This window comes from Dankookia sp. GCM10030260, from assembly GCF_042666655.1.
Classification (GTDB): Bacteria; Pseudomonadota; Alphaproteobacteria; order Acetobacterales; family Acetobacteraceae; genus Paracraurococcus.
Genome location: NZ_JBHTDE010000002.1, coordinates 840,707 through 863,531, shown reverse-complemented (window position 1 = coordinate 863,531; position 22,825 = coordinate 840,707). Strand labels below are relative to the sequence as shown.

Sequence of the window (22,825 nt, the reverse complement as noted above, 5' to 3'; positions counted from 1 at the left end):
CGCCGATGTTCACCACCCGCCCCGAGATCGCCGGCACCTTCGGCGCCGTCGCCACCACCCATTGGATCGCCTCGCAGGTCGGCATGGCGGTGCTGGAGCGCGGCGGCAACGCCTTCGACGCGGCGGCGGCGGCCGGCTTCACCCTGCAGATCGTCGAGCCGCATTTGAACGGCCCGGGCGGCGACTGCCCGATCATCCTGCATAGCGCGGCGCTCGGCGCCCAGCAGGTCATCTGCGGCCAGGGGCCTGCGCCGAAGGCGATGACGGTCGGGAAGATGCGCTCGCTCGGGCTCGACATCGTCCCCGGCACCGGCTTCCTCTGCGCCCCCATCCCCGGCGCCTTCGATGCCTGGGCGCTGATGCTGCGCGACCACGGCACCTGGCGGCTGCGCGACGTGCTGGACTACGCCATCGGCTATGCCGCGCGCGGCGCGCATGTGGTGCCGCGGGTGTCGGCGACGCTGGAGACGGTGCGGCCGCTCTTCGAGACCGCCTGGCCGAGCAGCGCCGCGCTCTGGCTGCGCGACGGCGGGCCGAAGCCGGGGCAGCTCTATACCAACCCGGAGCTGGCCGAGACCTACAGCCGCGTGGTGCGGGAGGCCGAGGCCGCCAGCGACGACCGCGAGGGCCAGATCGAGGCGGCCCGCACCATCTGGTACGGCGGCTTCGTCGCCGAGGCGATCGACCGCTTCGGCCGCAGCTTCGAGGCCCTCGACACCTCCGGCCGCCGCCACACCGCGCTGCTGACGGCGGACGACATGGCCGGCTGGCGGGCCGGGGTGGAGACGCCGCTCGCGCACGACTACCGCGGCCACACCGTGCTGAAATGCGGCCCCTGGAGCCAGGGGCCGGCCATGCTGCAGACCCTGGCGCTGCTGGAAGGCTTCGACATCGGCGGGATGGATGCCGTCGGCGCCGAGTTCGTCCACACCGTGGTCGAGGCGATGAAGCTCGCCTACGCCGACCGCGAGGCCTATTACGGCGACCCCGACTTCACCGACGTGCCGATGGCCGCCCTGCTCTCGGCCGAGTATACCGCTGAGCGCCGCAAGCTGATCGGCACGGTGGCGAACAACGGCTGGCGCCCGGGCTCGCCCGAAGGCCGGACGCCGCGCACGGATTACGACGCCGCGCTCCGGCGCGCCCGCGACATGGCGGCGGCGGCCGGGACCGGGGAGCCGACCGTCTCCCGCCTCGGCGCCGCGGGCGGCGATACCTGCCATATCGACGTCATCGACCGTTGGGGCAATTTCGTCAGCGCGACGCCCTCGGCGGGGTGGCTGCAATCCTCCCCGGCGATCCCGGGCCTGGGCTTCTGCCTCGGGTCGCGCTGCCAGATGTTCTGGCTGGACGAGACGCTGCCGAACGGCCTGCAGCCCGGCAAGCGGCCGCGCACCACGCTCTCGCCCAGCATGGTGCTGCGCGACGGCAAGCCCTGGATGAGCTTCGGCACCCCGGGCGGCGAGCAGCAGGACCAATGGCAGCCGATCATGCTGATGCGCATGGTGGACCACCGCTTCAACATCCAGCAGGCGATCGACCTGCCGAGCTTCCATTCCGAGCACTGGATCAGCAGCTTCTGGCCGCGCGGCGCGCGGCCCGGGAAGGTGGTGATCGAGGGCCGCTTCGCGCCGGAGGTGCTGGCCGACCTCACCGCCCGCGGCCATGCCGCCGAGATGGGCGGCGAGTGGTCGGAGGGCCGGCTGACCGGGGCGCGGCTTGAGGCCGACGGGCAGATCTTCGCCGGCGCCAATCCGCGCGGCATGCAGGGGTACGCGGTCGGCAGGTGAAGGTCGGGGAGGAAAAAGTATTTCCTCACCAAACCTCACCCTTCCTTTTCATGGGCCTGACATTCGCCGCGCGGCAGATGCCAACCCACAGAAATAGATGAGGGGGTCTGGGGGAGAATACCTTCTCCCCCAGACCCCCTTCTTCAAACGGGCAACGCCGCCGCCGCCGGGCGCCGCGCCGCCAGCAGCGCCCGCATCTCCGCCAGCCGCCCGGCGCCGAGATAGGCCTTCAGCAGCGTCGCCTCCACCAGGTCCACCTGCGCCCGGCTGCCGCCGATCCGCGCGCGCTCGGCCATGATCGGCGCGATGGCCTCGATTGCGACGTCGAATTCCTGCCGCTCCATGGCGGCGAAGGCCCGGCCGAGCGCGGTGATCGCCGGGCCGGCGGGGTAGCGCCCGGCCGCGGTCATCGCCGCCATGGCCTCGGCCCGGGCCGCCAGGCCTTCGCCATCGCCGAGCACCGCCTGGGTCAGCACCACGTGCCAGTCGGCCAGCGGCATCCCTGGCCGCGGCGCGACGGCCTGGGCGAAGGCGTGCAGCGCCCGCCAGCGGTCCGGGTCGCGCGGATGGCCGGCGAGTTCGGCGCGCCAGAGGAAGGCGGCGCCATCGGTCAGCTTGAGCCGGGCGGGGGCGTGGTACTCCTCCGCCGCGAAGGCCTCCGCGTAGAGGCGGAAGCCCTCGGCGGCGTTGCCGGCCTGCAATTCGCTCAGCGCCAGGTGCCAGTGCAGGTGGCCATGCAGCCGGCCGGCCCGCGGATAGCCCGGCAGCCAGCCGCGCAGGAAGGCGATGGCGCCTTCATGGTCGCCGGTCTCGTAGTGCAGGTGGCCGATGCTGTGGGCGATGTAGCCGTTGCGCGGATGGGCAGCGTAGGAGGCTTCCAGGATCGGCCGGGCGCGCGCGACCTCCCCCACCTCGGACAGCGCCATGCCGTGATGCGCGGCGAACCACCAGTCCTCGCCGTAATGCGGCGCCAGGCCGTCGAGCAGGTCGGCCAGGTCCTGCTCCCGCCCCGGCAGGCCGGAAAGGCCGATCAGCCCGGTCTGGTTGGCGGTGGTGCTGAGCACCAGCGCGTCGCAGGGCCATTCCGCCAGATGCGCCCGCACCGCGGCGAGCGCGGCCTGCGGCGCGCCGTCCAGCATCAGCCGGAAGACCCGGGCCTGGGAGGCGGCACGCGGCGACAGGGTGGTGCCGGCGGCGTCGAGCGCGGCGCGGGTGGCGGCGGCATCCTCGGCCATCTGGAAGGCCCGGGCGCGGGCGATGCGGGCCAGGCCGAAGCCGGGATCCTCGGCGATGGCCGAATCGAACAGCGCCTCGGCGCCGGGATACATGCTGAGCAGCCGTTCGCAGCCGGCGAGGTAGGCGTCCCGCGCGGCGGCGGAGCCGGTATCGAGGGCGAGGCCGTAGCGGTCGGTGAGCATCCGGCGTTTCCCCATGTTCGGGGAAGGCTAGCGGGGCCGCGGCCGAGCGGGCAAGGGCAAGGCCACGGCATTAGGATTAATTTCTTGTATTTCGATCCGGGTCCGGATAGGCTCACTGGCTGGATGAGGAGAGCGAGGCGCCATGCCCGATGCCGCCGCCATCACCCCACCGGCCCCGCCCCGTGAGCGGGTTGCAGCGAGGCTGCCTGGTTCGTCCGCAACCCGCAGGCCACTTCCCCGACCCGACCTTTGTCCGAAAGCCGCAGGCGCCGGCCGGGACTGGGAGATCTGCCCGAAAGCCGCGTTCGGACGGCGCGGCCCGGCCATTCGTCCGAAACCTGCCAGGGTCGGGCGTCACCGGTGGCTTGGTCCGAAAGCCGCCACCGGACGGCGTGGCCGGACCATTTGCCCGAAACCCGCAGATGTCGGGCGACCTCGCGGGATTTGTCCGAAAACCGCAATCGGGTGGCGATGCCCGGCAATCCGCCCGCAGTTCGCAGAGGCCGGGCGTCACCGCGGGCTTTGTCCGGAAACCGCGATCGGGTGGCGAGGCCCGGCGGTCCGTCCGAAACCCGCAGCCCGGCCGGTATGCCGCCGCGGCGCCGACCCGGCGTCGGCTACCCCTTCGCCGCCTGCGCCCGGAGCTGGGCGATGGTGCTGCGGTTGGTCACCTGCTCCGGATTGGTCCGCACCTCGATCACCGCCGGCCTGCCGCTGGCCAGGGCGCGCTTGAAGGCCGGCACCAGCTGGTCCGTCGCCTCCACCGTCTCGCCATGGCCGCCGAAGCTTTCGATGAACCTGGCGAAGTCGGGGTTGGTGATCTCGGTGCCCGAGACGCGGGCCGGGTAGTGGCGTTCCTGGTGCATGCGGATGGTGCCGTACATGCCGTTGTTGAAGACCAGGATGATCGGGTTGACCTTGTGGTGGAAGGCGGTGGCGATCTCCTGGCCCGTCATCAGGAAGCCGCCGTCGCCGACGAAGCCGACCACGGTGCGGTTCGGGAAGGTGATCTTGGCGCCGATCGCCGCCGGCACCGAATAGCCCATGGCGCCGTTGGTCGGGCCGAGGAAGTCCTGGCCTTCCGAGACATGCATGAAGCGCTGCGGCCAGGTGGCGAAATTGCCGGCATCGGTGGTGAAGATGGTGTCGGGCGGCAGGATCTTCTCCAGCTCCTGCAGCGCGACGGCCAAGTTCAGCGGCCCGTCATAGGCCGGCGGCTGCGCCTGGGCTTCCCGCGCCGCCCGCAGCTGCGCCCGCCAGCCGGACCAGCCCGGCTTGGCGATCGGCGTCGTCGCCTTGGCCGCGGCGGCGAAGCCGTTCAGGTCGGCGGTGATGCCGAGCGCCGGGCGGTAGACCCGGCCGATCTCCGCCTGGTCCGGATAGACATGGATGATCGGCTTGGCGCCCGCCATGTCGAACAGGGTGTAGCCCTGGCTGACCGTCTCGCCGATCCGGCTGCCGATGGCGATGAACAGATCGCTGTCCTTCGCCGCCTTGGCCAGCGCCGCATCGGCGCCGACGCCGAGATCGCCGACATAGTTCGGGTGGGTGCCGTCGAACAGCCCCATGCGGCGGAAGGACACCGCCACGGGCAGGTCGTTGGCGACCAGGAATTCCTTGATGTCGGCGCGGCCCTGCGCGGTCCATCCAGCGCCGCTGCCGAGCACCACCAGCGGCCGCTCCGCCTTGGCCAGCATCGCCATCATGCGCGGCAGCGCCTCGGGGGCCGGATGGGCCGGCAGCACCTGCGCCGGCGGCAGGTCCGGCACCGCGGCCATCACCTTCTGCATCTCCTCGGAGATCGCCACCACCACCGGGCCGGGCCGGCCGCTGGTCGCCACGTCGAAGGCATGCGCCATCAATTCGGGGATGCGCGCGGCGTCGTCGATCTGCGTCACCCACTTGGCCAGCGGGGCGAACATCTTGCGGTAGTCGACCTCCTGGAAGGATTCGCGGTCGGTCTCCTCGAAGGGGATCTGGCCGACCAGCAGCACCAGCGGCGTGCTGTCCTGGAAGGCGACATGTACGCCGATCGCGGCATGGCAGGCGCCCGGGCCGCGGGTGACGATGGCGACGCCGGGCTTGCCGGTCAGCTTGCCATAGGCCTCGGCCATGTGGACCGCGCCGGCCTCGAAGCGGCAGGTAATGAGCTCGATCCGGTTGCGCTGGGCATAGAGGCCGTCGAGCAGGTCGAGATAGCTCTCGCCCGGCACGCAGAAGGCGTGGGTCACGCCCTGCGCCACCAGCGCATCGGCCAGGATATGCCCCCCGAGCCGCGCCTCGCGCCCCGCTGCCTGCGTCATGCGTGTCTTCCCCGTGCTGTCGCTGCGTTTCGCGGCGGACCATACAAGCGGCCCGCCGGGCCGTCACCCCGCGCCGAGCGCGCCGCTATCGGTCCCGGCATGGATCTGCCGGAGCTCGCGCTTGAGCAGCTTGCCGGCGGTGTTCTTCGGCAGGCTGTCGGCCAGGATGATGCGCTTCGGCACCTTGTAGGCGGCCAGGTGCTCGCGTGCATGCGCCAGCAGCAGGGCCTCGATCCCGGCCGGCGGGTCGCCGCGCAGGACGACAACGGCGGCCACCGCCTCGATCCATTTGGGGTCGGGCACCGCGATGACCGCGACCTCGGCGACGGCGGGGTGGGTGAACAGCGCCTCCTCCACCTCGCGGCTGGCGACCAGCACGCCGCCGGTGTTGATCAGGTCCTTGGTGCGGTCGACGATGGCGAGATACCCTTCCGCGTCGATGGTCGCCACGTCGCCGCTGTGGAACCAGCCGCCCTCGAAGGCGCGCGCCGTCTCCTCCGGCATGTCCCAGTAGCCGAGGAGAAGTTGCGGGGAGCGGTGCACCACCTCGCCGCGCTCGCCGGGTGCGACGTCGCGCATCTCGGCATCGACCACGCGGGTCTCCACGTTCAGCACGGCGCGGCCGACCGACCCCGGTCGCGCCTCGTGCTCCTCCGGCCGCAGCACGGTCGCCAGCGGGGCGATCTCGCTCTGGCCGTAGCAGTTGAAGGGCCGCGCCCCGGGCAGCCGGGCGCGCAATTCCTGCAGCACCGGCACCGGCATGATCGAGGCGCCGTAGTAGATGTTGCGCAGGCTCGACAGGTCGCGCCGGCCGAAGTCCGGGTGCTGCAGCAGGGTGATCCAGAGGGTGGGCGGGGCGAAGAAGCTGGTGATCCGCTCGGCCTCGATCAGCTCCAGCACCAGGGCCGGGTTGGGTGCCTCCAGCAGGATGGAGAAGGCGCCGTTCAGCAGCTGCGGCATGGTGAAGCAGTGCATCTGCGCGGTGTGGTAGAGCGGCAGGGCGGCGAGCGCGCGGTCGTCGCGGCGCATCTCCAGCTCGACCGTCACGCTGGCATATTCCGCCAGGATGGCGCGGTGCGTCATCATCGCGCCCTTCGGCTGGCCGGTGGTGCCGGAGGTGTATTGCAGCTGGGCGAGGTCGGTCTCCGCGGCGCCCTCCCCCACCTCCGGGTCGCCCGGCTGGCCCCAGCGCGGGTCCATGGCGGCGGCGAGGATGTCGTGCCGCCCGTCCCCGGCGTCGAGCGTGCCGCGCAGCAGCTCGCCGCCGGCCGCATCCGCCACCGGCCGCAGGGCGGGTTGGGCGAAGACCGCCGCGGCGCCGCATTGCCGCAGGATGTAGTCGAGCTCCGGCGAGGTCAGGGCGAAATTGGCCGGCACATGCACCAGCCCGGCCCGGGCGCAGCCGAGCCAGAGCAGCAGGAAGCCGTCGGAGTTCTTGCCGAAGGCGACCACCCGGTCGCCCTGCGCAAGCCCGCTGTCCAGCAGCATGCGGGCGACCCGGTCGGCGGCCAGGTCGAGCCCGGCGAAGGACCAGGCCCGGTCGCCGAAGCGCAGCGCCGGGCGGTCGCGGAACCGGGCGCCGGCCCGGCGGACCGCGTCGCCGATGGTGTTGCGCCGTGCCCGCGCGCCGATCTCCGTCATGGCTGCCTCCCCGATTTCCGGCATCCTATCCGGCGGGAGGCGCGCCGCACATCACCCCGCCGCGGGCACCTTCACGCAGCGGGCCATCCGGCCGGGGACCGGGCGGCGCGGCGCCGGGCCGACCTCGACCGCGCAGGCCGGCTCGGCCTCGGCGCAGCGGGGCTGGAAGGGGCAGGTGGTGGGGGCGACGTCCAGGCTCGGCGGCGCGCCGGGGATGGTGGTCAGCCGCTTGCCGCGCATGCCGGGATGCACGGTCGCACCCAGCAGGCCGCGCGGATAGGGATGCAGCGGGCCGCGCATCAGCGCATCCACCGGGCCTTCCTCGACCACCTTGCCGGCATACATGACGGCGACGCGATCGGCGATCTCGCCGGCGACGCCGAGGTCGTGGGTGACGAAGATCACCCCCATGCCCATCTGCTCCTGCAGCCGGCGCAGCAGCAGCAGGACCTGGATCTGCACGGTGGCGTCGAGCGCCGTGGTCGGCTCGTCGGCCAGCAGCAGCTTCGGCTTGCAGGCCAGCGCCACGGCGATCATGGCGCGCTGGCGGAGGCCGCCCGACAGCTCGTGCGGGTAGGCCGCCAGCCGCCGCTTGGCCGAGGGGATCTGCACCAGCTCCAGCAGTTCCAGCGCGCGGGCATCGGCGGCGGAGCGGGAGAGGCCCTCGTGCCGCTGCACCGTCTCGGCGATCTGCCGGCCGACGGTGAAGACCGGGTCGAGCGCGGTCATCGGCTCCTGGAAGATCATGGCGACGTCGCCGCCGCGGAAATCCTGCAGCTGGCCCTCGTTCATCGCCAGCACGTCTCGGCCGCCGACCTCGATGCTGCCGGTGACCTGGGCGAATCTCGGCAGCAGCCGCATCAGCGCGCGCATGGTGACGGACTTGCCGGAGCCGGACTCACCGAGGATGCAGAGCACCTCGCCGGCGGCAAGGTCGATGTCGACGCCGTTGACCGCATTGACGGTGCGGTCGCGGGTGACGAAGCGGACGCCGACGTCGCGCATCTTCACGAGGGGCACGGCGGCGGCGGCGGCAGTCACCTGACGTTCCAACACGTCGCTCATGCCGCCAGCCTCCCCGCCTTGCTGTGCCCGCTGCCGGGCGCCGCCATGTGGCAGGCGGCGAGATGCCCCTCGCCCAGGTCGGCGGCGATCGGCTTGCGGTCGGCGCAGACCGCCTCGGCATGCGGGCATCGCGTGCGGAAGCGGCAGCCGGAGGGCGGGTTGATCGGGTTCGGCGGGTCGCCGGTCAAGGGTGGTTCCATCCGCCGCTTGCCCGGGTCCATCGCCGGCCGGCTGGCCAGCAGGGCCTGCGTGTAGGGATGCGCCGGGCGGTCGTAGATGGCGTCCACCGGCCCCATCTCGGCGATCTCGCCCAGGTACATCACCAGCACGCGGTCGGAGATGTACTGCACCACGTTCAGGTCGTGGCTGATGAACAGGTAGGTGAGGCCGAACTTCTCCTTCAGGTCGACCAGCAGGTTCAGCACCTGCGCCTCGACCGACTTGTCGAGGGCGGAGACCGGCTCGTCCAGCAGCACCAGGCGCGGCTGCAGGGCAAGGGCGCGGGCGATGTTCACCCGCTGCCGCTGACCGCCCGAGAGCTCGTGCGGGTAGCGCCGGGCGAAGCTGGCAGGCGCCAGGCCGACGGCCGCCAGCATGTCGCGCGCCCGGGCGCGGGCCTCCCCGTCGGAGACGCCATGCACCTTGGGGGCGAAGGCGATGCTGTCCTCGATCGGCAGCCGCGGGTTCAGCGAGGCGTAGCTGTCCTGGAAGACCATCTGCACCTGGCGGCGGTAGTCCTTCAGCGACATCCCGCCGGTCTGGGCATGCTCGCCGACGCCTTCGCCGTCGAAGACCAGGCTGCCGGCATCGGGTGGCATCAGCTGCATCAGCAGCCGGGCGGTGGTGGACTTGCCGCAGCCGCTCTCGCCGACGATCCCCAAGGTCTCGCCCTTGCGGACCGCGAAGGAGACGCCGTCCACCGCGCGGACGGTGGCGACGGTGGCGCCGAAGATTCCTCCCTTGATGGGGAAATGCTTCTTCAGGTCCTGGACAAGCAGCAGGGGCTGGGCCGGGCCGCCGCGATCCGCGTGGGTGCTTGGGGCAGTGCTCATGCGACGCAGGTCAGCAAGGCGCATGCCATCCGCCTGCGGGAGTCGCAGGGCTTCGTCACGGCGGCATGCCCGCTTCCTGGGCAGCGCCCCTTCCCCGCCGCCCGCCCGCGCGCCATCTTCCGGCCAGACAGGACAGGGGGCGGCGATGCGGGCGATTTTCGTCATGATCAAATGCGAGATGGGCCAGGCCTATCGCGTGGCACGCGAGATGGCGGATGGAATCGACGCGTTGTCGGAGATGCACTCCACCTCGGGCCAGTACGATCTGATGGGGAAATTCTACCTGGAGCCAGACCAGGATATCGGCCTGTTCGTGGTGGAGACGCTGCAGACGGTGCCCGGGGTGAAGGACACCTACACGATCCAGACCTTCAACGCCTTCTCCGGCGCCGGGGCCTAGCCCGCGCCTCCGTTTCGCCACGGGCGCCGCACCGAGGCCGCGAAGGCGCCAAAGCCGTGCCTCGGCAGCCTGCCATGGTCCGGGACATTGGAGGTCCCAGACCATGCGTTCCCGCCTGCTCACCGCCGCCGGCCTGTCTGCTGCCCTGTTGCTGGGCGGCTGCCAGAACCCGAACGGCTCGACCGACTGGGGCAGCACGCTGCTGCTTGGCGCCGGCATCGGCACCGCGGCAGCCCTCATCGCCGGCGCGGCGTCGGACAACCATGGCTCGCACCGCTACGCCGGCGGCTATGGCGGCGGCCGGGGCGCCTACCAACGCGGCTACGGCGGAGGCTATCATCCCGGCTATGCCGGCGGGGGCTACGGCCGCGGGTATCCCCGCGGCTGGTAGGCGTCAGTCGAAGCCGAGGAACCCCGCCATCCCGCTGATCGGCGGCGCCGCCCGGAGCGCCGCGATATCGGGGACCGGCCGTGCCAGCGCGGCGTCGCCGGCAAAGGCTTCCTCCAGCGCCGCGGCCACGGCCAGGACGAAGGCATCGCCGCCGCGCGGCCCGACGATCTGCAGGCCGAAGGGCATCCCCTTCGAATCCCGCCCGACCGGCAGGCAGACCGCCGGATGACCGGCGAGCGTCACGTAATAGGCCAGGGCCAGCCAATGGACGTAGCTGTTGGTCGGCTGGCCGTCGATCTGGCTGGGATAGAGCTCGCGCCAGCCGCGCGGGCTGACGGTGATGGCCGGCGTTATCAGCACGTCGTGAGCCGCGAAGAAATCCTGGAAGCCGCGATAGAGCCGGGTCTGCGCCGTCGCGGCGCGGGCATAGTCCTCCAGGCTGTAGCGCAGCCCTTCCTCGACGTTGCCCCGGACGTTCGGGCCGACATCCTGCGGCCGGGTGCGGACCTTCTCCAGATGCGCGCCGAGGAAGGTGGCGGCGCGCAGCACCTGGAAGGCGTCGTCGGCGCCGGTGCAGTCGGGATGCGCCTCGCCGGCGGCGGCGAAGAGCGGCGCGGCGGCCGTGGCGACCTTGCGGAAGGCGTCGCGCACCACGCGCTCGACCGGCGCCTGGCCGAAATCCTCGGAGACCGCCAGCCGGAGGGAGGCGAGGTCGAGCCGCCGGACGGGATGGAACAGCGCCGCCTCGCCGCGCACCGGGCGGGCGTGCAGCGAATAGGCCAGCGGGTCGCGCGCATCGTCGGACGCCATGGCCGAGAGCAGCAGCGCGGTATCCGCCACGGTGCGCCCCATCGGCCCGAGCACGCCGAGGTTCGACCAGCCATGCGCCCGCTTCTCGGACGGCACCAGCCCGGCGCTGGGGCGGAAGCCGACGATGCCGCAGAAGGCCGCCGGGTTGCGCAAGCTGCCGCCCATGTCGGAGCCGGAGCAGAGCGGCGCCATGCCGGTCGCCAGCGCCACCGCCGAGCCGCCGGAGGAGCCGGCGGCCGAGAGCGTCGGGTCGAAGGGGTTGCCGGTCGCGCCATAGACCGCGTTGCGGGTATTGGCGCCGGCGCCGAATTCCGGCGTGTTGGTCTTGCCGAGGACGATGCCGCCGGCGGCACGGATGCTCGCCACCATGCCGCAGTCGCGCTCCGGCACCTGGTCGCGGAAGATCGGGCTGCCATAGGTGGTGCGGAGGCCGGCGGTCTCCTCCAGGTCCTTGATGCCGACCGGCAGGCCGTGCAGCGGCGGCAGGGTCTCGCCGCGCATCACCGCGGCCTCGGCCGCCCTGGCCGCGGCACGGGCCGCGGCGTCGTCCGTCGCCACCATGGCATTGACCGCCGGGTTCACCGCGGCGATGCGGCCGAGGCAGCTGTCCAGCAGCTCGACGGGCGAGAGCGCCTTGCGGCCGATCAGCCGGCGCGCCTCCAGCGCAGTGAGGTCGCAGGGCTCGGTCACGGGAGGGATTCCTTGCTGGTAGGGCGCGCGCATCCGCGATGCGAAGCCGATATCGGCCGGGCCATCCGCGACGCCGGTCGCCGCGCGAGGGCGGCGACCGGCGTCGCGGCTCAGAAGCCGAGCGCGAGGCCGTCCTTGCGCGGGTCGCTGCCGCCGACCAGGTTGCCGGCCTTGCGGTCGATCAGGATGGCCTGGCCGCCGCCATGCGGCTTGTCCACCAGCTTCACCTCGTGGCCGAGGCGGGACAGCCGGTCGATCACCGGGCCGGGGATGCCGTGCTCGAGCTCCACCGGCCCGCCGCCCGGCCCGGGGAAGAGCCGCGGGCAGTCGATCGCCTCCTGCACGTCGAGGCCGAATTCGAAGTGGTTGGACAGGAACAGGGTCTGCCCCATCGGCTGGAAATGCCCGCCCATCACGCCGTAGGGCATGATGGCTTCCCCGTCCTTCATCACCATGCCGGGGATGATGGTGTGCAGCGGGCGCTTGTTCGGGGCGATGCAGTTCACATGGCCTTCCTGCAGCCGGAAGCCGAAGCCGCGGTTGTGCAGCATGACGCCCGACTTCTCGGCCAGGATGCCCGAGCCGAAGGACTGGAACAGGCTGTTGATGAAGGAACAGGCATTGCCGTCGGCATCCACCACGCAGAGGTAGACGGTGTCCTTGTGGCGCGCGAGGTCGCTCTCGCCGGCGGGGGGCATCTGCGCCATCACCCGGTCGTCGCGGATCAGGCCGCGCAGCGCCGCCAGGTAGGCGGGATCGGTCAGCTTCTCCACCGGCACGTCCACCTGGGAGGGGTCGGCGAGGAAGGCGTCGCGGTCGCGGTAGACCAGCCGCGCGGCTTCGATATGACGGTGGTAGCGCTCGGCGCTGACCGGGCCCTGCTCCGGCGTCTCGAAGCCGCCCAGGATGCCGAGCAGCTGCAGCACATGCAGGCCGCTGCCGTTCGGCGGGCACTGGTAGACCTCCATGCCGCGCCAGGAGGCCTTGATCGGCTCGACGAATTCGGCCATCCGCAGGGCGTTGGCGAAGTCTTCCTCGGTGTGCAGGCCGCCGAGGGCGCGCAAGGTCGCCACCATGTCGGCGGCGATCTCGCCCTCGTAGAAGGCCCGGGCGCCGCGCGCGGCGATGGCGCGCAGCGTCCTGCCCAGCTCCGGCTGGACGAAGCGGTGGCCGATGCCGGGCGCCATGCCATCGACCAGGAAGCGGCGCGAGGCGGCCTCGTTGCCGCGCAGCTTGTCGGCGGCGTCCTGCCAGTCGAGTGCGACCCGGGCATGCACCGGCCAGCCTTCCTCGGCGCAGCGGATGGCCGGGGCCAGCAGCTCACCCAGCGGCTTGCGGCCATGGGTGCTGTTCAGCAGTTCCCAGGCCGAGATGGCGCCGGGGATGGTGACCACATGCGGGTCGGTGTTGACCAGCTTGCTGACCTGGCGGGAGCGCAGGGCCTCGGGCGTCGAGGCCGCAGGGGCCCGGCCGCTGCCGTTGATCGCAACGACGCGGCCGGTGCCGGCCGGGGCAAAGAGGCAGAAGCAGTCGCCGCCGATCCCGGTGCTCTGCGGCTCGACCACCGCCAGCACGGCGGCGGCGGCGATGGCGGCGTCCAGCGCGTTGCCGCCCTGCCGCAGGACTTCCAGCGCGGTGAAGGTGGCGATCGGCATCGAGGTGGCGGCCATGCCGGCGGTGCCGTAGACGGCGCTGCGGCCGGGGGCGTGGAAGTCGCGCTTCATCGTGTCGTCCGTTCTTCTTGTCTTGGTATCGGGAGACGCCGGCGGCCTCCCGGGGATGCCTGCCTGTCGCATGGTCCCCGGCCGGCAGCAACCCACCCCTTCCCTGGCGCCCCCCCGAAGGTCTATGCCAGCGGCATGGCGGACACGATCAGCTTCGGCGACTTCGACAAGGTCGACATCCGGGTCGGCACCATCATCGATGCCCAACCCTTCCCGGAGGCGCGCAAGCCGGCGATAAGGCTCTGGGTCGATTTCGGCGCGCCGCTCGGGGTGAAGCAGTCCTCGGCGCAGATCACCGTGCACTACCCCTGCGACCGGCTGATCGGCCGGCAGGTGATGGCGGTGGTGAACTTCCCGCCACGGCAGATCGGCCCTTTCACCAGCGAGGTGCTGGTGCTGGGCGTGCCGGACGAGAACGGCGCGGTGGTGCTGGTCAAGCCCGACCTGAAGGTGCCGGACGGAGGAAAGCTGTTCTGACCCAGACCCCCCGCTACTACACCGTCAGCTGGGACCAGCTGCACCGCGACAGCAAGGCGCTGGCCTGGCGGCTGAACGACCGCGGCCCCTGGCGGGGCATCGTCGCCATCACCCGCGGCGGGCTCATCCCGGCCGCGATCGTGGCGCGGGAGCTGGAAGCCCGGCTGATCGACACCGTCTCCGTCGTCACCTACCAGGACGAGGCGCGCGGCATGCCGCAGGTCATCAAGCCGCCGACCGCGGCAGGCGACGGCGAGGGCTGGCTGCTGGTCGACGACCTGGTGGATACCGGAACGACCGCCAGGGTGGTCCGCGCCCTGCTGCCGAAGGCGCATTTCGCCACGGTCTATGCCAAGCCGAAGGGCCGGCCGCTGGTCGACACCTTCATCACGGAAGTCAGCCAGGACACCTGGATCCTGTTCCCCTGGGACACCGAGGCGCAGTTCATCGCGCCGATCGCCCGCAGCACGGCGGCGAAATAGCCGGGGCCGGCGCTAGCCGGCGCCCGCGACCACCGTCTCCTCCCGGATCGCCAGCACCTTGTCGACCCGCCTGCCGTCCATGTCGACGATCTCGAAGCGCCAGCCGGCCCAGACGATCCGGTCGCCCTCCTTCGGCACCCGCCGCAGCAGCGCCAGCATCAGCCCCGCCACCGTGTGGTAGGTGCCCTGGTAGGGCAGCATCGGCAGGTCGAGCTGCGCCCGCAACTCGTCGCTCGGCATGCTGCCATCCAGCAGCAGGCTGCCATCGGCGCGCGTGACCGCCTCGCCCGGCTTCTCAGGCTCATCCGGCGGGCCGAGCTCGCCGATGATCGCCTCCAGCAGGTCGGAGGTCGTCACCACCCCCTCGAAGCTGCCGTACTCGTCGAGCACCACGGCGATGCCGACCGGATCGTGCCGCATGCGCTCCAGCGCGTCGATCGCCGGCAGGCTGTCCGGCAGCACCAGCGGCTGGCGCTGCACCGCGGCGACCGACAGCGGCGCGCCGCCCAGCACCTGGTCCAGCAGGTCCTTGGTCGCCACCACGCCCACCACGTTGTCGATCCGCCGGTCGGCGACCACGAAGCGGGTGACGGTATGCGCCTTCAGCGTCGCCACCACCTCCTCCGGCGTCGCGCTGCGGTCGATCCAGGCCACGTCGTTGCGCGGCGTCATCAGCGCGCGCACCGGCTTGTCGGCCAGCCGCAGCACGCGCTCGATCATGTAGCGCTCCTCGTGTTCCAGCGCGCCGGCCTGGGCGCCCTCGGCGACCACCGCCTTGACTTCCTCCTCGGTCACCGACTGGTCCTGCGGCATGTGGGCCCCGAACAGCCGCAGCACGAGCGAGGAGGACCGCGACAGCACCCAGACCACCGGCGCCGTGTAGCGGGCCAGCCAGGCCATCGGCCGCGCCACCGCCACGGCGAAGCGTTCCGGGTCGCGCAGCGCGAGCTGCTTGGGCACCAGCTCGCCGAGGATCAGGTTGGCATAGGCGATGGCGACCACCACCAGGACGAAGCCGGCCTCGCTGGCGAAGGGCGCGACCCCAGGGATCCGCGCCAGCGCCTCCCCCAGCGGCCCGGCGAGCTGGGCACCGCCGAAGACGCCGGCCAGGATGCCGACCAGGCTGATGCCGACCTGAACCGTCGGCAGGAAGCGCTGCGGGTCCTCGGCCAGGGAGAGGGCGGCGGCGGCGCCGAGGCTGCCGCGGCGTTCCATCGCCATCAGCCGGCCGCGCCGGGCCGAGACGATGGCCAGTTCGCTCATGGCGAAGACGCCGTTGAGCAGCACCAGCACCAGGAGCACCCCGATCTCGAGCCAGATTCCCATGCGCATCCCCGTTCCAGCGCGGGTTCTACGCCCGCGCGGGGCCGGACGGTAGCGGCGGCGGGGTTGCGCCCCGGCACGTTCCGACGATCTCATCGGCGATGGACCAACCGCTCCCCCGCCCCACCCTCTGGCTCGGCCTGGCCGGGCTGCTGCCCTTCCTCGGCACCGCCCTGCTGGCCTGGACCGCGCCGCCCGACTGGCGCGGCGTCGCCTTGCATGCGCTGGCCGCCTATGGCGCGGTGATCCTCAGCTTCCTCGGCGCGGTGCATTGGGGCCTGGCGCTGCGCGCCCCCCCGGCGGAGGCCGGCGCCACGGCGCCACGGCGCCGCGGCTGGGGCTCGGGGTACTGCCGTCCCTGGTCGCCTGGGTGGCGCTGCTGTTGCCGCCGCTGCCGGGGCTGACGCTGCTGGCGACGGGCATCCTCGGCACCGCGCTGGTGGAGAGCTGGGCCGCGCGGCGCGGGCTGGTGCCGCCGGCCTATCTCCGGCTGCGCTGGATCCTGAGCCTCGGCGCCGCGCTCAGCCTGCTGGTCGGCGCCGCGGCCCCGCCTGCGTGATTGACGGGCATGTGCATTGGTCCATTATCATGGGACGTTTACAAAAAATTAGACATTCCTGGACGCCGCAGCATGACAGAGAACGCCGCCAGCCTCTTCGCCTTCCCCGCCCGCGAGGACGACCGCCTGCGCCTCGCTTTGCGTGGCCTGGTCACCGCGCTGGAGGCGCAGGGCGAGGCCGTCGCCGCCCTGCGCGGCGAACTGGCCGGCCTGGCGGGCAGCATGCAGGCGCTCGACTCGTCCTTCACGACCTATCGGGCGGAGCTGGACACCACCGCGACCGCGGCCCGCCAGGCCGGGGCGGAAGCGCGGCTGCTGGAGCGCACCGCCGAGGACTGGCTCTCCGCCACGCGGGTCTGATCGGCCGGGGCCCTGGCCCCGCGCCGCCCTTCGCCGCAGGATGCGGGCCCCGAGGGAGGCACGCCATGACCCATCCGCTGATTCCCGAACTGCGCCGGGCCCGCGTGGTGCCGGTGGTCCGCACCTCCACCGCGGCGCTTGCCGGCACCGCCTGCGCCTGGTTGCGGGAGGCGGGGATGAGTATCCTCGAGATCACCCTGACCATCCCCGACGCGCTGCCGCTGATCCGCGAGCTTGCGGCCGAGCCGGGCCTGTTGATCGGCGCCGGCACGGTGCCGGATGCACGGATGGCGGAGGCCTGCCTGGATGCCGGCGCGAAATTCCTGGTGACGCCCTGGACCGATCCGGCGGTGATCCGGGTGGCGCGGGAGGCCGGGGCCTGCGCCATGCCGGGCGCCATGACACCGACGGAGATCCGCGCCGCGCTGGCCGCCGGCGCCGACGTGGTGAAGATCTTCCCGGCCAGCTCGGCCGGCGGCCCGGCGCATGTCAAGGCGATCCGCGCGGTGTTTCCGGATGCGGTCTTCTGCCCGACCGGCGGCGTCGATGCGGCCAATGCCCCGGCCTACCTGGCGGCCGGCGCTGCCTTCGTCGGCATCGGCGGCAAGCTGGTCGACGAGGCGCGGATCGCCGCCGGCGACAAGGCGGCGATCCAGCGCGCGGCGCGCGACGCGCTCGGCCTGATGCAGGCCTGACGCCGATGCCGGAATTGCTCTGCATGGGTGAGCCCATGCTGGAACTCAACCGCCAGGCGCCCGGCCCGGACGGGCGCGCGCTGTACCTGGAAGGCCATGGCGGCGACACCAGCAATGCCGCCATTTGCGCCGCACGGCAGGGGGCGGCCGTGGGTTACGTCACGGCCATCGGCCAGGACCGGCCGGGCGACAGCTTCATGGGGCTCTGGGCAACGGAGGGCGTGGATACGTCCACCGTCATCCGCGACCCGGAGGCGCCGACCGCGCTCTATGTCGTCACGCATGATGCGGGCGGCCATGCCTTCACCTTCTACCGCAGCAACAGCGCCGCCAGCCGCTACGCCCCGCGCGACGTGCCTGAGGACGCGATCCGCGCCGCCCGCGTCCTGCATGTCTCGGGGATCAGCCAGGCGATCTCGACCAGCGCCTGCGACGCGGTCTTCCACGCCATCGCGGTGGCCAAGGCGGCCGGGGTGAAGGTCTCCTACGACACCAACCTGCGCCTCGCGCTCTGGCCGCCGGCGCGGGCGGCGGCGGTGATTCATGCGGCGATCGCCGCGGCCGACATCGCCCTGCCCTCGCTGGACGATGCCCGGGTGCTGACCGGGCTGGAGGCGCCGGAGGCGATCGCCGAGTTCTACCTCCGCCTCGGCTGCCCGATCGTGCTGCTGAAGCAGGGCAAGGACGGCGTGCTGGTGGCCACCACCGAGGGCGGCCGGACGCTGATCCCGCCCTGCCGGGTCGAGGCGGTGGATGCGACCGGGGCGGGTGACGCCTTCGCCGGCGCGCTGCTGGCCCGCCTGCTGGCGGGCGACGATCCGATCACCGCCGCGACCTATGCGAATGCATGTGCCGCGCTGTCGACCACCGGTTATGGCGCGGTGGCGCCGCTGCCGCGGCCGGACGCGGTGCGGGCCCTGCTGCAGGCCTCGGCGCGGTAGGCGGCACGTTTACTCCGCCGGCCTTCCGGCGGTATCGATGCGGGATGCGCCACGGCTCCCTGCTGCTGCTGCTCCTGCTGCTCGCCTGCACCGCGGACCCACCGTCGGTGGCGCCGGCCTACGACCTTGACGAATTGACCACCAAGGCACCCGAGATCGGCGGCTTGGTGCGGGCGGCGCAGCTTTGCGGCCTGGCGCTGTCGCAGCCGGCGCAGGAACGGGCGGCGCGGATCGAGGAAGCGGCGCTGGAGGTGCAGCGGCATCGTGGCGGCACTCAGGCGCGGGACGCCCTGCTGCACGACATGGCGCCACCGCAGCTGGACCCGGCGCAGCGCGTCCACGACCGCGCCGGCTGGTGCATGGAAAGGCGTCCGGCGGTGCAGCAGATGGACGGCATGCTGAACAGCGCCGAAGGCACCGCCCTGGTGCAGCGGGCGGAGGCGGCGCAGGCCAGCCTGCGCTAGGGCGCGATGCGTTCGGCTTCGCTCACGCATCACGCTCTGGCGTCTGCCGGGTCGCGCGATTCAGGCTTTTCGGCGATGCCGCCTCAAGCCATCGCGCTTTAGCGGTTGGCCCCCGGCCGCAGCCGCAGCCCCGGCCGCAGCTTGGTGAAGGGCAGCACGGCCGGGTCCGCCACCACCGGGCCGGGTGCGGCCACCACGATCACCGTTTCGGCGATCGGCTGGAAATGCGCGCGGAAATGCACGCTCGACTTCAACGCGAGGATCTTCTGCGCGGCGGGCTCGACGCCGATATGGGTGAACAGCGCCTGGTCCAGCGCCTGCATCTTCCGCGTCACCACGATGACGCGGACGCCGGAGGCGCTTGCGTCCGGCGCGCCTTGCGGCGCGACGCGGACCAGCGCGGTGGGGCCGAGATCGACCGGGTTGCCCTTCGACATCGGCCCGGTGCCGGTGAAGCGGCCATCGGTCAGCGCCTCCACCACGGCGGTGACGGCGAGCGGCGCGCCGTCGCTCTTGCCGCCGAGCGACAGCTGCAGGGTCGCGCCGAGTCCCGCCGCATGGCAGGCGGCGGCATTCTCGGCATCGTTGATCAGGCCGAGCACGGCGCCCTGCGCATCCTGGCGGATCAGCTCGGCCAGCAGGCCGGTGGTGTCGCCATGCCCGCCGCCGCCGGGATTGTCCTGCGTATCGGCCATGACCACTGGCTTCGCCGCGCCCCGCGCGAGGGCGATCGCCTGCGCCACGCCCTCGGCCGCCGGGGCGACGCCGCCGGCGAAGTCGGGCTCGTGCGCGTCCATGTAGGCCTTCAGCCCGGCGACGGCGGCATCGGCCGCTTCTTGCGTCTCGGCATAGCCGGCGACGGCGACGCCGCAGCCGGGGAAGTCGGCATAGGGGAAGCCGAAGCAGAAGGCGAGCTCGGCGCAGCCGTGCGCGGCCTCCAGCCGGGCACGTTCCTCCAGCGCCAGCGACATCGGCGGCACCATGGTGCATTGCATGGTCAGCGGGATCAGGAAGTCGATCTCGGCGAAGGCGCGTGCCCAGGGGCGGCCGCGCCGGATGCGTTCCAGCAGCAGCCGCGTCGCCTGCGCGCCGGCCGGCTTCATGTCCACGTGGGGGTAGGTCCGGTAGGGCACCAGCGCATCCGCCAGCGCCACCATCTGCCGCGTCTTGTTGGCATGCGGGTCGAGGCTGACGGTCAGCGGCAGGTCCGGCCCGACCACGGCGCGGACCCGGCGCAGCAGCTCGCCCTCGGCATCGTCGAAGCCGACCGCGACCATGGCGCCATGCAGCTCGAGGAAGATGCCGTCGAGCGGGCCTTCCTCCAGCGCATCCGACAGCGCGCCGACCAGCAACGCGGCGATGCGCTCGAAGGCCTCGGCCGTGACGGGTCCCGCCGGATTGGCAAAGCACCAGGTCAGCGGGACGATGGTGGCGCCCGCCGCCTCCAGCACCTCAATCGCGCCGGCGCAGGGGACCGAGGTCGGGCGCATCGTCTCGACCATGGTCGCCGGGCGCTGCAGCCCGGGGAAGCCGCCGGGGTGGAGGAATTCGCGCCAGCCGGTCTGCAGCGGGGCGAAGGAATGGCTCTCGTGCTGAAAGCCGCCGATGGCGATGCGCATGGGCTCAGGCCTTTGCGTTTGCAGTGGCGATCACCGCATCGGCCAGCACCTGCAGGCCGGCGGTGGCCCATTCGGGCGTGATGCTCTCGGCCTCGTTGTGGCTCAGCCCGCCATGGCAGGGGGTGAAGATCATCACCGAGGGCACCTTGCGCGCCATGTAGACCGCGTCATGGCCGATCGCCGTCGGCATGTCCCGCCATGTCAGCCCGCGCGCCCTGGCGGAATCGCGCGCCCGTTCGACCAGCGCCGCGTCGAAGGGCGTGTGCGGCGAATACCAGAAGGGCGTGACGGTGGCCGTGACCTTCCGCGCCGCGGAAATCTCGGCCGCCCGCGCGGTCAGCGCCGCGCCCATGCGGGCCAGGGCATCCGGGTCGCTGTGGCGGAAGTCGACGCTGAAGAAGACCCGGCTGGGGGCGACGTTGCGGCTGGACGGATAGACCTCGACCACGCCGACCGTGCCGCGGCCCGGCTCGCCGGACGGTGCCAGCGTCGTCAGCGCGATCGCCTCGACGGCGGCGATCAGCGGCGCCGCCGCCATCATCGCGTCGCGCCGGCCGGCCATTGGCGAGCCGCCATGCGCGTCCTCGCCCTCCACCACCACCTCGAACCAGTGCTGCGCCAGGGCATGGGTGACGATGCCGACATCGAGCCCGGCATCCTCCAGCAGCTTGCCCTGTTCGATGTGCAGTTCCAGGTAGGCGGCGCAGCGCTGCAGCTCGGCCGGGTCGGCCTCGCCCTGCCAGCCGATGCGCTGCAGCTCCTCGCCGAAGACCGCGCCGGCCTGGTCGCGCTTGGCCAGGATCTCGGCCTCGGTGAAGAGCCCCATGGCGGCGCCGCTGCCCATCATCGGCGGGGAGAAGCGGGCGCCTTCCTCGTTCGTCCAGTTGATCAGCAGCAGCGGCGCCTCGGTCTCGGCGCCGGCCTCGTGCAGCGCCCGCATCACCTCGAGCCCCGCAAGCACGCCGAGCACGCCGTCGAACTTGCCCCCGGTGGGCTGGGTATCCAGGTGGCTGCCGAAGGCGACCGGGGCGCGGGTGGGGTCCCTCCCCTCCCGCCGGAACACCATGTTGCCGAGCCGGTCGACGCTGAGCGTCAGGCCGCAGGCCTCGCCCCAGCGCTGGAACAGGGCACGGCCCTCGGCATCCACGTCGGTCAGGGTCTGGCGGTTGCTGCCGCCCTTCGGCGTGCCGCCGATCCTCGCCATCTCCATCAGGCTGTCCCACAGCCTCGTGCCGGACAGCGGCAGGTTGTTCGCGCTCATCTCGCCTCAGACCCTCTCCACCCCGCACCATTCGGCCATGGTGAGCGCGATGGTGCGGGTGATGCCATGCATGCTGTCCAGGCCGACATTCTCGTCGATGCCGTGGATATCGACCGCGTCGGGCCCGAAGCAGGCGACCGGCGTGTCCTGGTAGAGCGCGAAGAACCGGCCATCGGTCAGGCCGGTCGCCGGGTAGTCGCGCAGGCTCCCGCCGGTGGCCTCGGTGTAGCTGCGGCGGGCGAGCTGCACGATCCCGGCCCCGGTGTCGAAGACGCAGGGATCGGCCATGAAGCCCTTGAATTCCAGCTTCACCTGCGCGCCGCGCAGGCGTTCATGCCGCTTCGCCTGCTCGACGATGCGTTCGACATCCGCCTTCGTCTGCGCCGCAGTATAGCCCATCATCACGCCGATCCGCAGGCCGATGCGGCAGCGGGTGGCGACCGAGGAATTCCACTCGCCGCCCTCGATGGTGCCGAGGTTGACGTTGACCGGGTGGTTCACCCCGCGGAAGGCCGGGTGGATGCGCGAGCCGTCGTTCATCTCGCGCTCGTAGTCCTTGAAGGCGGCGCCGATGATCTGCGCCGCCTCGATCGCATTCAGCCCGGCCTGCATGTCGCGCACATGCGCCGGCCTTCCGCTGACCGTCACCCAGGCCCAGACCACGCCGACCTCGGCGGTATAGAGCGCATCCAGCCCCGGCCCGGGTTCCGGGATGATCACCGCATCGGCCTTCGGCATCGCCAGCATGCAGGCCAGCGCGCCGTTGCCGCTGCATTCCTCCTCGATCACCGACTGCATCTGCACCTCGGCCGCCGGCTGCAGCCCGGCCAGCTGCATCGCCTTGAAGGCCGCCAGGTAGCTGACGATCCCGGCCTTCATGTCGCCGGCGCCGCGGCCATACATGCGGCCGTCGCGGATGGCGGGCTCGTAGGGCGGCGTCTCCCACATGTCGGCCGCTCCTTCCGGCACCACGTCGACATGGCCCTGCAGCACCAGGCTGCGGCCGGCGCGCGCCTTCGGCCGGTGCAGCGCGACGACGTTGTCGCGGCCGGCATAGCCGATCAGCGGCGGGGAGAAGCCGGGATGCCCGGCCAGCTGTTCCGGCACCGTCGGCACCCGGCGCGGTTCCAGCCCCAGCCCCGCATACAGCCGCGCCATCTCCTCCAGCGCCGATTGCTCCTGGCCCAGCACCGAGGGACAGCGCACCAGCCCTTCCAAGGTCGTCACCGACCAGTCCCGCAGCGCATCGACCGCGTCGAGGATGGCGCGGCGGGCGCCGGGATCGAGGCTTTGGGTCATGCGGGCTCCATGTTGCGGCGCGGCAGTGCAGCCCAGCGGCCGCGGCCTGTCCAGCCATCCG

22 protein-coding genes are annotated in these 22,825 nt (G+C 72.2%); 11 read left to right on the top strand and 11 right to left on the bottom strand.

Features of this window, described 5'->3' with window-relative positions:
• The first annotated feature begins 5 nt into the window (after nt 1-5).
• Nucleotides 6-1,790: a gamma-glutamyltransferase family protein gene (locus ACFQS7_RS10535; protein ID WP_380067002.1), complete on the top strand. Its 1,785-nt coding sequence runs from the start codon at nt 6-8 to the stop codon at nt 1,788-1,790.
• Nucleotides 1,791-1,933: 143 nt separating this feature from the next.
• On the opposite strand, the gene ACFQS7_RS10530 is transcribed toward ACFQS7_RS10535, so the two are convergent.
• The 5 genes from ACFQS7_RS10530 to ACFQS7_RS10510 all read right to left on the bottom strand — a co-directional run bounded on the left by ACFQS7_RS10530 (nt 1,934) and on the right by ACFQS7_RS10510 (nt 9,269).
• Complete coding sequence (locus tag ACFQS7_RS10530; protein WP_380067001.1) at nt 1,934-3,208, bottom strand: hypothetical protein; 1,275 nt, start codon at nt 3,206-3,208, stop codon at nt 1,934-1,936.
• 617 nt (nt 3,209-3,825) lie between these two features.
• Complete coding sequence (locus ACFQS7_RS10525) at nt 3,826-5,511, bottom strand: thiamine pyrophosphate-dependent enzyme (protein ID WP_380067000.1); 1,686 nt, start codon at nt 5,509-5,511, stop codon at nt 3,826-3,828.
• Between the two features lie 63 nt (nt 5,512-5,574).
• The gene (locus ACFQS7_RS10520) at nt 5,575-7,152 is read right to left on the bottom strand and encodes a fatty acyl-CoA synthetase (RefSeq protein ID WP_380066999.1); all 1,578 of its coding nucleotides are present in this window, start codon (nt 7,150-7,152) and stop codon (nt 5,575-5,577) included.
• 51 nt (nt 7,153-7,203) lie between these two features.
• Nucleotides 7,204-8,217: an ABC transporter ATP-binding protein gene (locus tag ACFQS7_RS10515; RefSeq protein ID WP_380066998.1), complete on the bottom strand. Its 1,014-nt coding sequence runs from the start codon at nt 8,215-8,217 to the stop codon at nt 7,204-7,206.
• Nucleotides 8,214-9,269 (bottom strand): ABC transporter ATP-binding protein, encoded by a 1,056-nt coding sequence (locus ACFQS7_RS10510; RefSeq protein WP_380066997.1) that lies wholly within the window; start codon nt 9,267-9,269, stop codon nt 8,214-8,216. Before ACFQS7_RS10510 ends, ACFQS7_RS10515 begins: the two co-directional genes overlap by 4 nt.
• 145 nt (nt 9,270-9,414) lie before the next feature.
• Between ACFQS7_RS10510 and ACFQS7_RS10505 the strand changes: the two genes are divergently transcribed.
• Nucleotides 9,415-9,669 carry an Lrp/AsnC ligand binding domain-containing protein gene (locus tag ACFQS7_RS10505; RefSeq protein WP_380066996.1) on the top strand — a complete coding sequence of 85 codons (255 nt, stop codon included), beginning with the start codon at nt 9,415-9,417 and terminating at the stop codon, nt 9,667-9,669.
• Nucleotides 9,670-9,772: 103 nt separating this feature from the next.
• On the top strand, nt 9,773-10,060 hold the full coding sequence (locus ACFQS7_RS10500) for a hypothetical protein (RefSeq protein ID WP_380066995.1): 288 nt from the start codon (nt 9,773-9,775) through the stop codon (nt 10,058-10,060).
• A 3-nt stretch (nt 10,061-10,063) separates the two neighbouring features.
• On the opposite strand, the gene ACFQS7_RS10495 is transcribed toward ACFQS7_RS10500, so the two are convergent.
• Complete coding sequence (locus tag ACFQS7_RS10495) at nt 10,064-11,560, bottom strand: amidase (protein ID WP_380066994.1); 1,497 nt, start codon at nt 11,558-11,560, stop codon at nt 10,064-10,066.
• A gap of 110 nt (nt 11,561-11,670) precedes the next feature.
• Nucleotides 11,671-13,284, bottom strand: coding sequence for a gamma-glutamyltransferase (ggt, locus tag ACFQS7_RS10490; RefSeq protein ID WP_380066993.1), 1,614 nt, complete (start codon nt 13,282-13,284; stop codon nt 11,671-11,673).
• Between the two features lie 135 nt (nt 13,285-13,419).
• Here ggt and ACFQS7_RS10485 point away from each other — a divergent pair, with 135 nt between their 5' ends.
• Together ACFQS7_RS10485 and gpt are read left to right on the top strand one after the other, a co-directional pair.
• Complete coding sequence (locus tag ACFQS7_RS10485; RefSeq protein ID WP_380066992.1) at nt 13,420-13,761, top strand: tRNA-binding protein; 342 nt, start codon at nt 13,420-13,422, stop codon at nt 13,759-13,761.
• Nucleotides 13,758-14,243 (top strand): xanthine phosphoribosyltransferase, encoded by a 486-nt coding sequence (gpt, locus tag ACFQS7_RS10480; protein WP_380067242.1) that lies wholly within the window; start codon nt 13,758-13,760, stop codon nt 14,241-14,243. The genes ACFQS7_RS10485 and gpt overlap by 4 nt, the downstream gene beginning before the upstream one ends.
• Before the next feature lie 12 nt (nt 14,244-14,255).
• On the opposite strand, the gene ACFQS7_RS10475 is transcribed toward gpt, so the two are convergent.
• Complete coding sequence (locus ACFQS7_RS10475; protein ID WP_380066991.1) at nt 14,256-15,569, bottom strand: hemolysin family protein; 1,314 nt, start codon at nt 15,567-15,569, stop codon at nt 14,256-14,258.
• A gap of 98 nt (nt 15,570-15,667) precedes the next feature.
• Between ACFQS7_RS10475 and ACFQS7_RS10470 the strand changes: the two genes are divergently transcribed.
• The 6 genes from ACFQS7_RS10470 to ACFQS7_RS10445 all read left to right on the top strand — a co-directional run bounded on the left by ACFQS7_RS10470 (nt 15,668) and on the right by ACFQS7_RS10445 (nt 18,585).
• Entirely contained in the window at nt 15,668-15,970 is a 303-nt protein-coding gene (locus ACFQS7_RS10470; RefSeq protein ID WP_380066990.1) for a DUF3429 domain-containing protein, read from the top strand.
• On the top strand, nt 15,949-16,125 hold the full coding sequence (locus tag ACFQS7_RS10465) for a hypothetical protein (protein WP_380066989.1): 177 nt from the start codon (nt 15,949-15,951) through the stop codon (nt 16,123-16,125). Before ACFQS7_RS10470 ends, ACFQS7_RS10465 begins: the two co-directional genes overlap by 22 nt.
• 72 nt (nt 16,126-16,197) lie before the next feature.
• Entirely contained in the window at nt 16,198-16,485 is a 288-nt protein-coding gene (locus ACFQS7_RS10460) for a hypothetical protein (protein WP_380066988.1), read from the top strand.
• A 65-nt stretch (nt 16,486-16,550) separates the two neighbouring features.
• Complete coding sequence (locus tag ACFQS7_RS10455; protein ID WP_380066987.1) at nt 16,551-17,180, top strand: bifunctional 4-hydroxy-2-oxoglutarate aldolase/2-dehydro-3-deoxy-phosphogluconate aldolase; 630 nt, start codon at nt 16,551-16,553, stop codon at nt 17,178-17,180.
• A 23-nt stretch (nt 17,181-17,203) separates the two neighbouring features.
• A complete protein-coding gene (locus tag ACFQS7_RS10450) occupies nt 17,204-18,121 on the top strand; it encodes a sugar kinase (RefSeq protein WP_380066986.1) in 918 nt (305 codons plus the stop codon).
• A 44-nt stretch (nt 18,122-18,165) separates the two neighbouring features.
• The gene (locus ACFQS7_RS10445) at nt 18,166-18,585 is read left to right on the top strand and encodes a hypothetical protein (protein ID WP_380066985.1); all 420 of its coding nucleotides are present in this window, start codon (nt 18,166-18,168) and stop codon (nt 18,583-18,585) included.
• A gap of 98 nt (nt 18,586-18,683) precedes the next feature.
• Here the strand turns inward: ACFQS7_RS10445 and ACFQS7_RS10440 are convergent, their stop codons facing one another.
• Genes ACFQS7_RS10440 through ACFQS7_RS10430 form a run of 3 tightly spaced genes read right to left on the bottom strand, consistent with a single transcriptional unit; the run spans nt 18,684 to nt 22,764 of the window.
• A complete protein-coding gene (locus tag ACFQS7_RS10440; RefSeq protein ID WP_380066984.1) occupies nt 18,684-20,204 on the bottom strand; it encodes a M81 family metallopeptidase in 1,521 nt (506 codons plus the stop codon).
• A 4-nt stretch (nt 20,205-20,208) separates the two neighbouring features.
• Nucleotides 20,209-21,465, bottom strand: coding sequence for a Zn-dependent hydrolase (locus tag ACFQS7_RS10435; protein WP_380066983.1), 1,257 nt, complete (start codon nt 21,463-21,465; stop codon nt 20,209-20,211).
• 6 nt (nt 21,466-21,471) lie between these two features.
• Nucleotides 21,472-22,764: an ArgE/DapE family deacylase gene (locus tag ACFQS7_RS10430; RefSeq protein WP_380066982.1), complete on the bottom strand. Its 1,293-nt coding sequence runs from the start codon at nt 22,762-22,764 to the stop codon at nt 21,472-21,474.
• Between the last annotated feature and the right edge of the window lie 61 nt (nt 22,765-22,825).

What these genes read in the sequence shown, in the direction of transcription:
- ACFQS7_RS10535 (WP_380067002.1), top strand. Translation starts at nt 6, where the DNA reads ATGTTCACCACCCGCCCCGAGATCGCCGGCACCTTCGGCGCCGTCGCC.
- ACFQS7_RS10530 (WP_380067001.1), bottom strand. Translation starts at nt 3,208, where the DNA reads ATGCTCACCGACCGCTACGGCCTCGCCCTCGATACCGGCTCCGCCGCC.
- ACFQS7_RS10525 (WP_380067000.1), bottom strand. Translation starts at nt 5,511, where the DNA reads ATGACGCAGGCAGCGGGGCGCGAGGCGCGGCTCGGGGGGCATATCCTG.
- ACFQS7_RS10520 (WP_380066999.1), bottom strand. Translation starts at nt 7,152, where the DNA reads ATGACGGAGATCGGCGCGCGGGCACGGCGCAACACCATCGGCGACGCG.
- ACFQS7_RS10515 (WP_380066998.1), bottom strand. Translation starts at nt 8,217, where the DNA reads ATGAGCGACGTGTTGGAACGTCAGGTGACTGCCGCCGCCGCCGCCGTG.
- ACFQS7_RS10510 (WP_380066997.1), bottom strand. Translation starts at nt 9,269, where the DNA reads ATGAGCACTGCCCCAAGCACCCACGCGGATCGCGGCGGCCCGGCCCAG.
- ACFQS7_RS10505 (WP_380066996.1), top strand. Translation starts at nt 9,415, where the DNA reads ATGCGGGCGATTTTCGTCATGATCAAATGCGAGATGGGCCAGGCCTAT.
- ACFQS7_RS10500 (WP_380066995.1), top strand. Translation starts at nt 9,773, where the DNA reads ATGCGTTCCCGCCTGCTCACCGCCGCCGGCCTGTCTGCTGCCCTGTTG.
- ggt (WP_380066993.1), bottom strand. Translation starts at nt 13,284, where the DNA reads ATGAAGCGCGACTTCCACGCCCCCGGCCGCAGCGCCGTCTACGGCACC.
- ACFQS7_RS10485 (WP_380066992.1), top strand. Translation starts at nt 13,420, where the DNA reads ATGGCGGACACGATCAGCTTCGGCGACTTCGACAAGGTCGACATCCGG.
- ACFQS7_RS10475 (WP_380066991.1), bottom strand. Translation starts at nt 15,569, where the DNA reads ATGGGAATCTGGCTCGAGATCGGGGTGCTCCTGGTGCTGGTGCTGCTC.
- ACFQS7_RS10470 (WP_380066990.1), top strand. Translation starts at nt 15,668, where the DNA reads ATGGACCAACCGCTCCCCCGCCCCACCCTCTGGCTCGGCCTGGCCGGG.
- ACFQS7_RS10460 (WP_380066988.1), top strand. Translation starts at nt 16,198, where the DNA reads ATGACAGAGAACGCCGCCAGCCTCTTCGCCTTCCCCGCCCGCGAGGAC.
- ACFQS7_RS10455 (WP_380066987.1), top strand. Translation starts at nt 16,551, where the DNA reads ATGACCCATCCGCTGATTCCCGAACTGCGCCGGGCCCGCGTGGTGCCG.
- ACFQS7_RS10450 (WP_380066986.1), top strand. Translation starts at nt 17,204, where the DNA reads ATGGGTGAGCCCATGCTGGAACTCAACCGCCAGGCGCCCGGCCCGGAC.
- ACFQS7_RS10445 (WP_380066985.1), top strand. Translation starts at nt 18,166, where the DNA reads ATGCGCCACGGCTCCCTGCTGCTGCTGCTCCTGCTGCTCGCCTGCACC.
- ACFQS7_RS10440 (WP_380066984.1), bottom strand. Translation starts at nt 20,204, where the DNA reads ATGCGCATCGCCATCGGCGGCTTTCAGCACGAGAGCCATTCCTTCGCC.
- ACFQS7_RS10435 (WP_380066983.1), bottom strand. Translation starts at nt 21,465, where the DNA reads ATGAGCGCGAACAACCTGCCGCTGTCCGGCACGAGGCTGTGGGACAGC.
- ACFQS7_RS10430 (WP_380066982.1), bottom strand. Translation starts at nt 22,764, where the DNA reads ATGACCCAAAGCCTCGATCCCGGCGCCCGCCGCGCCATCCTCGACGCG.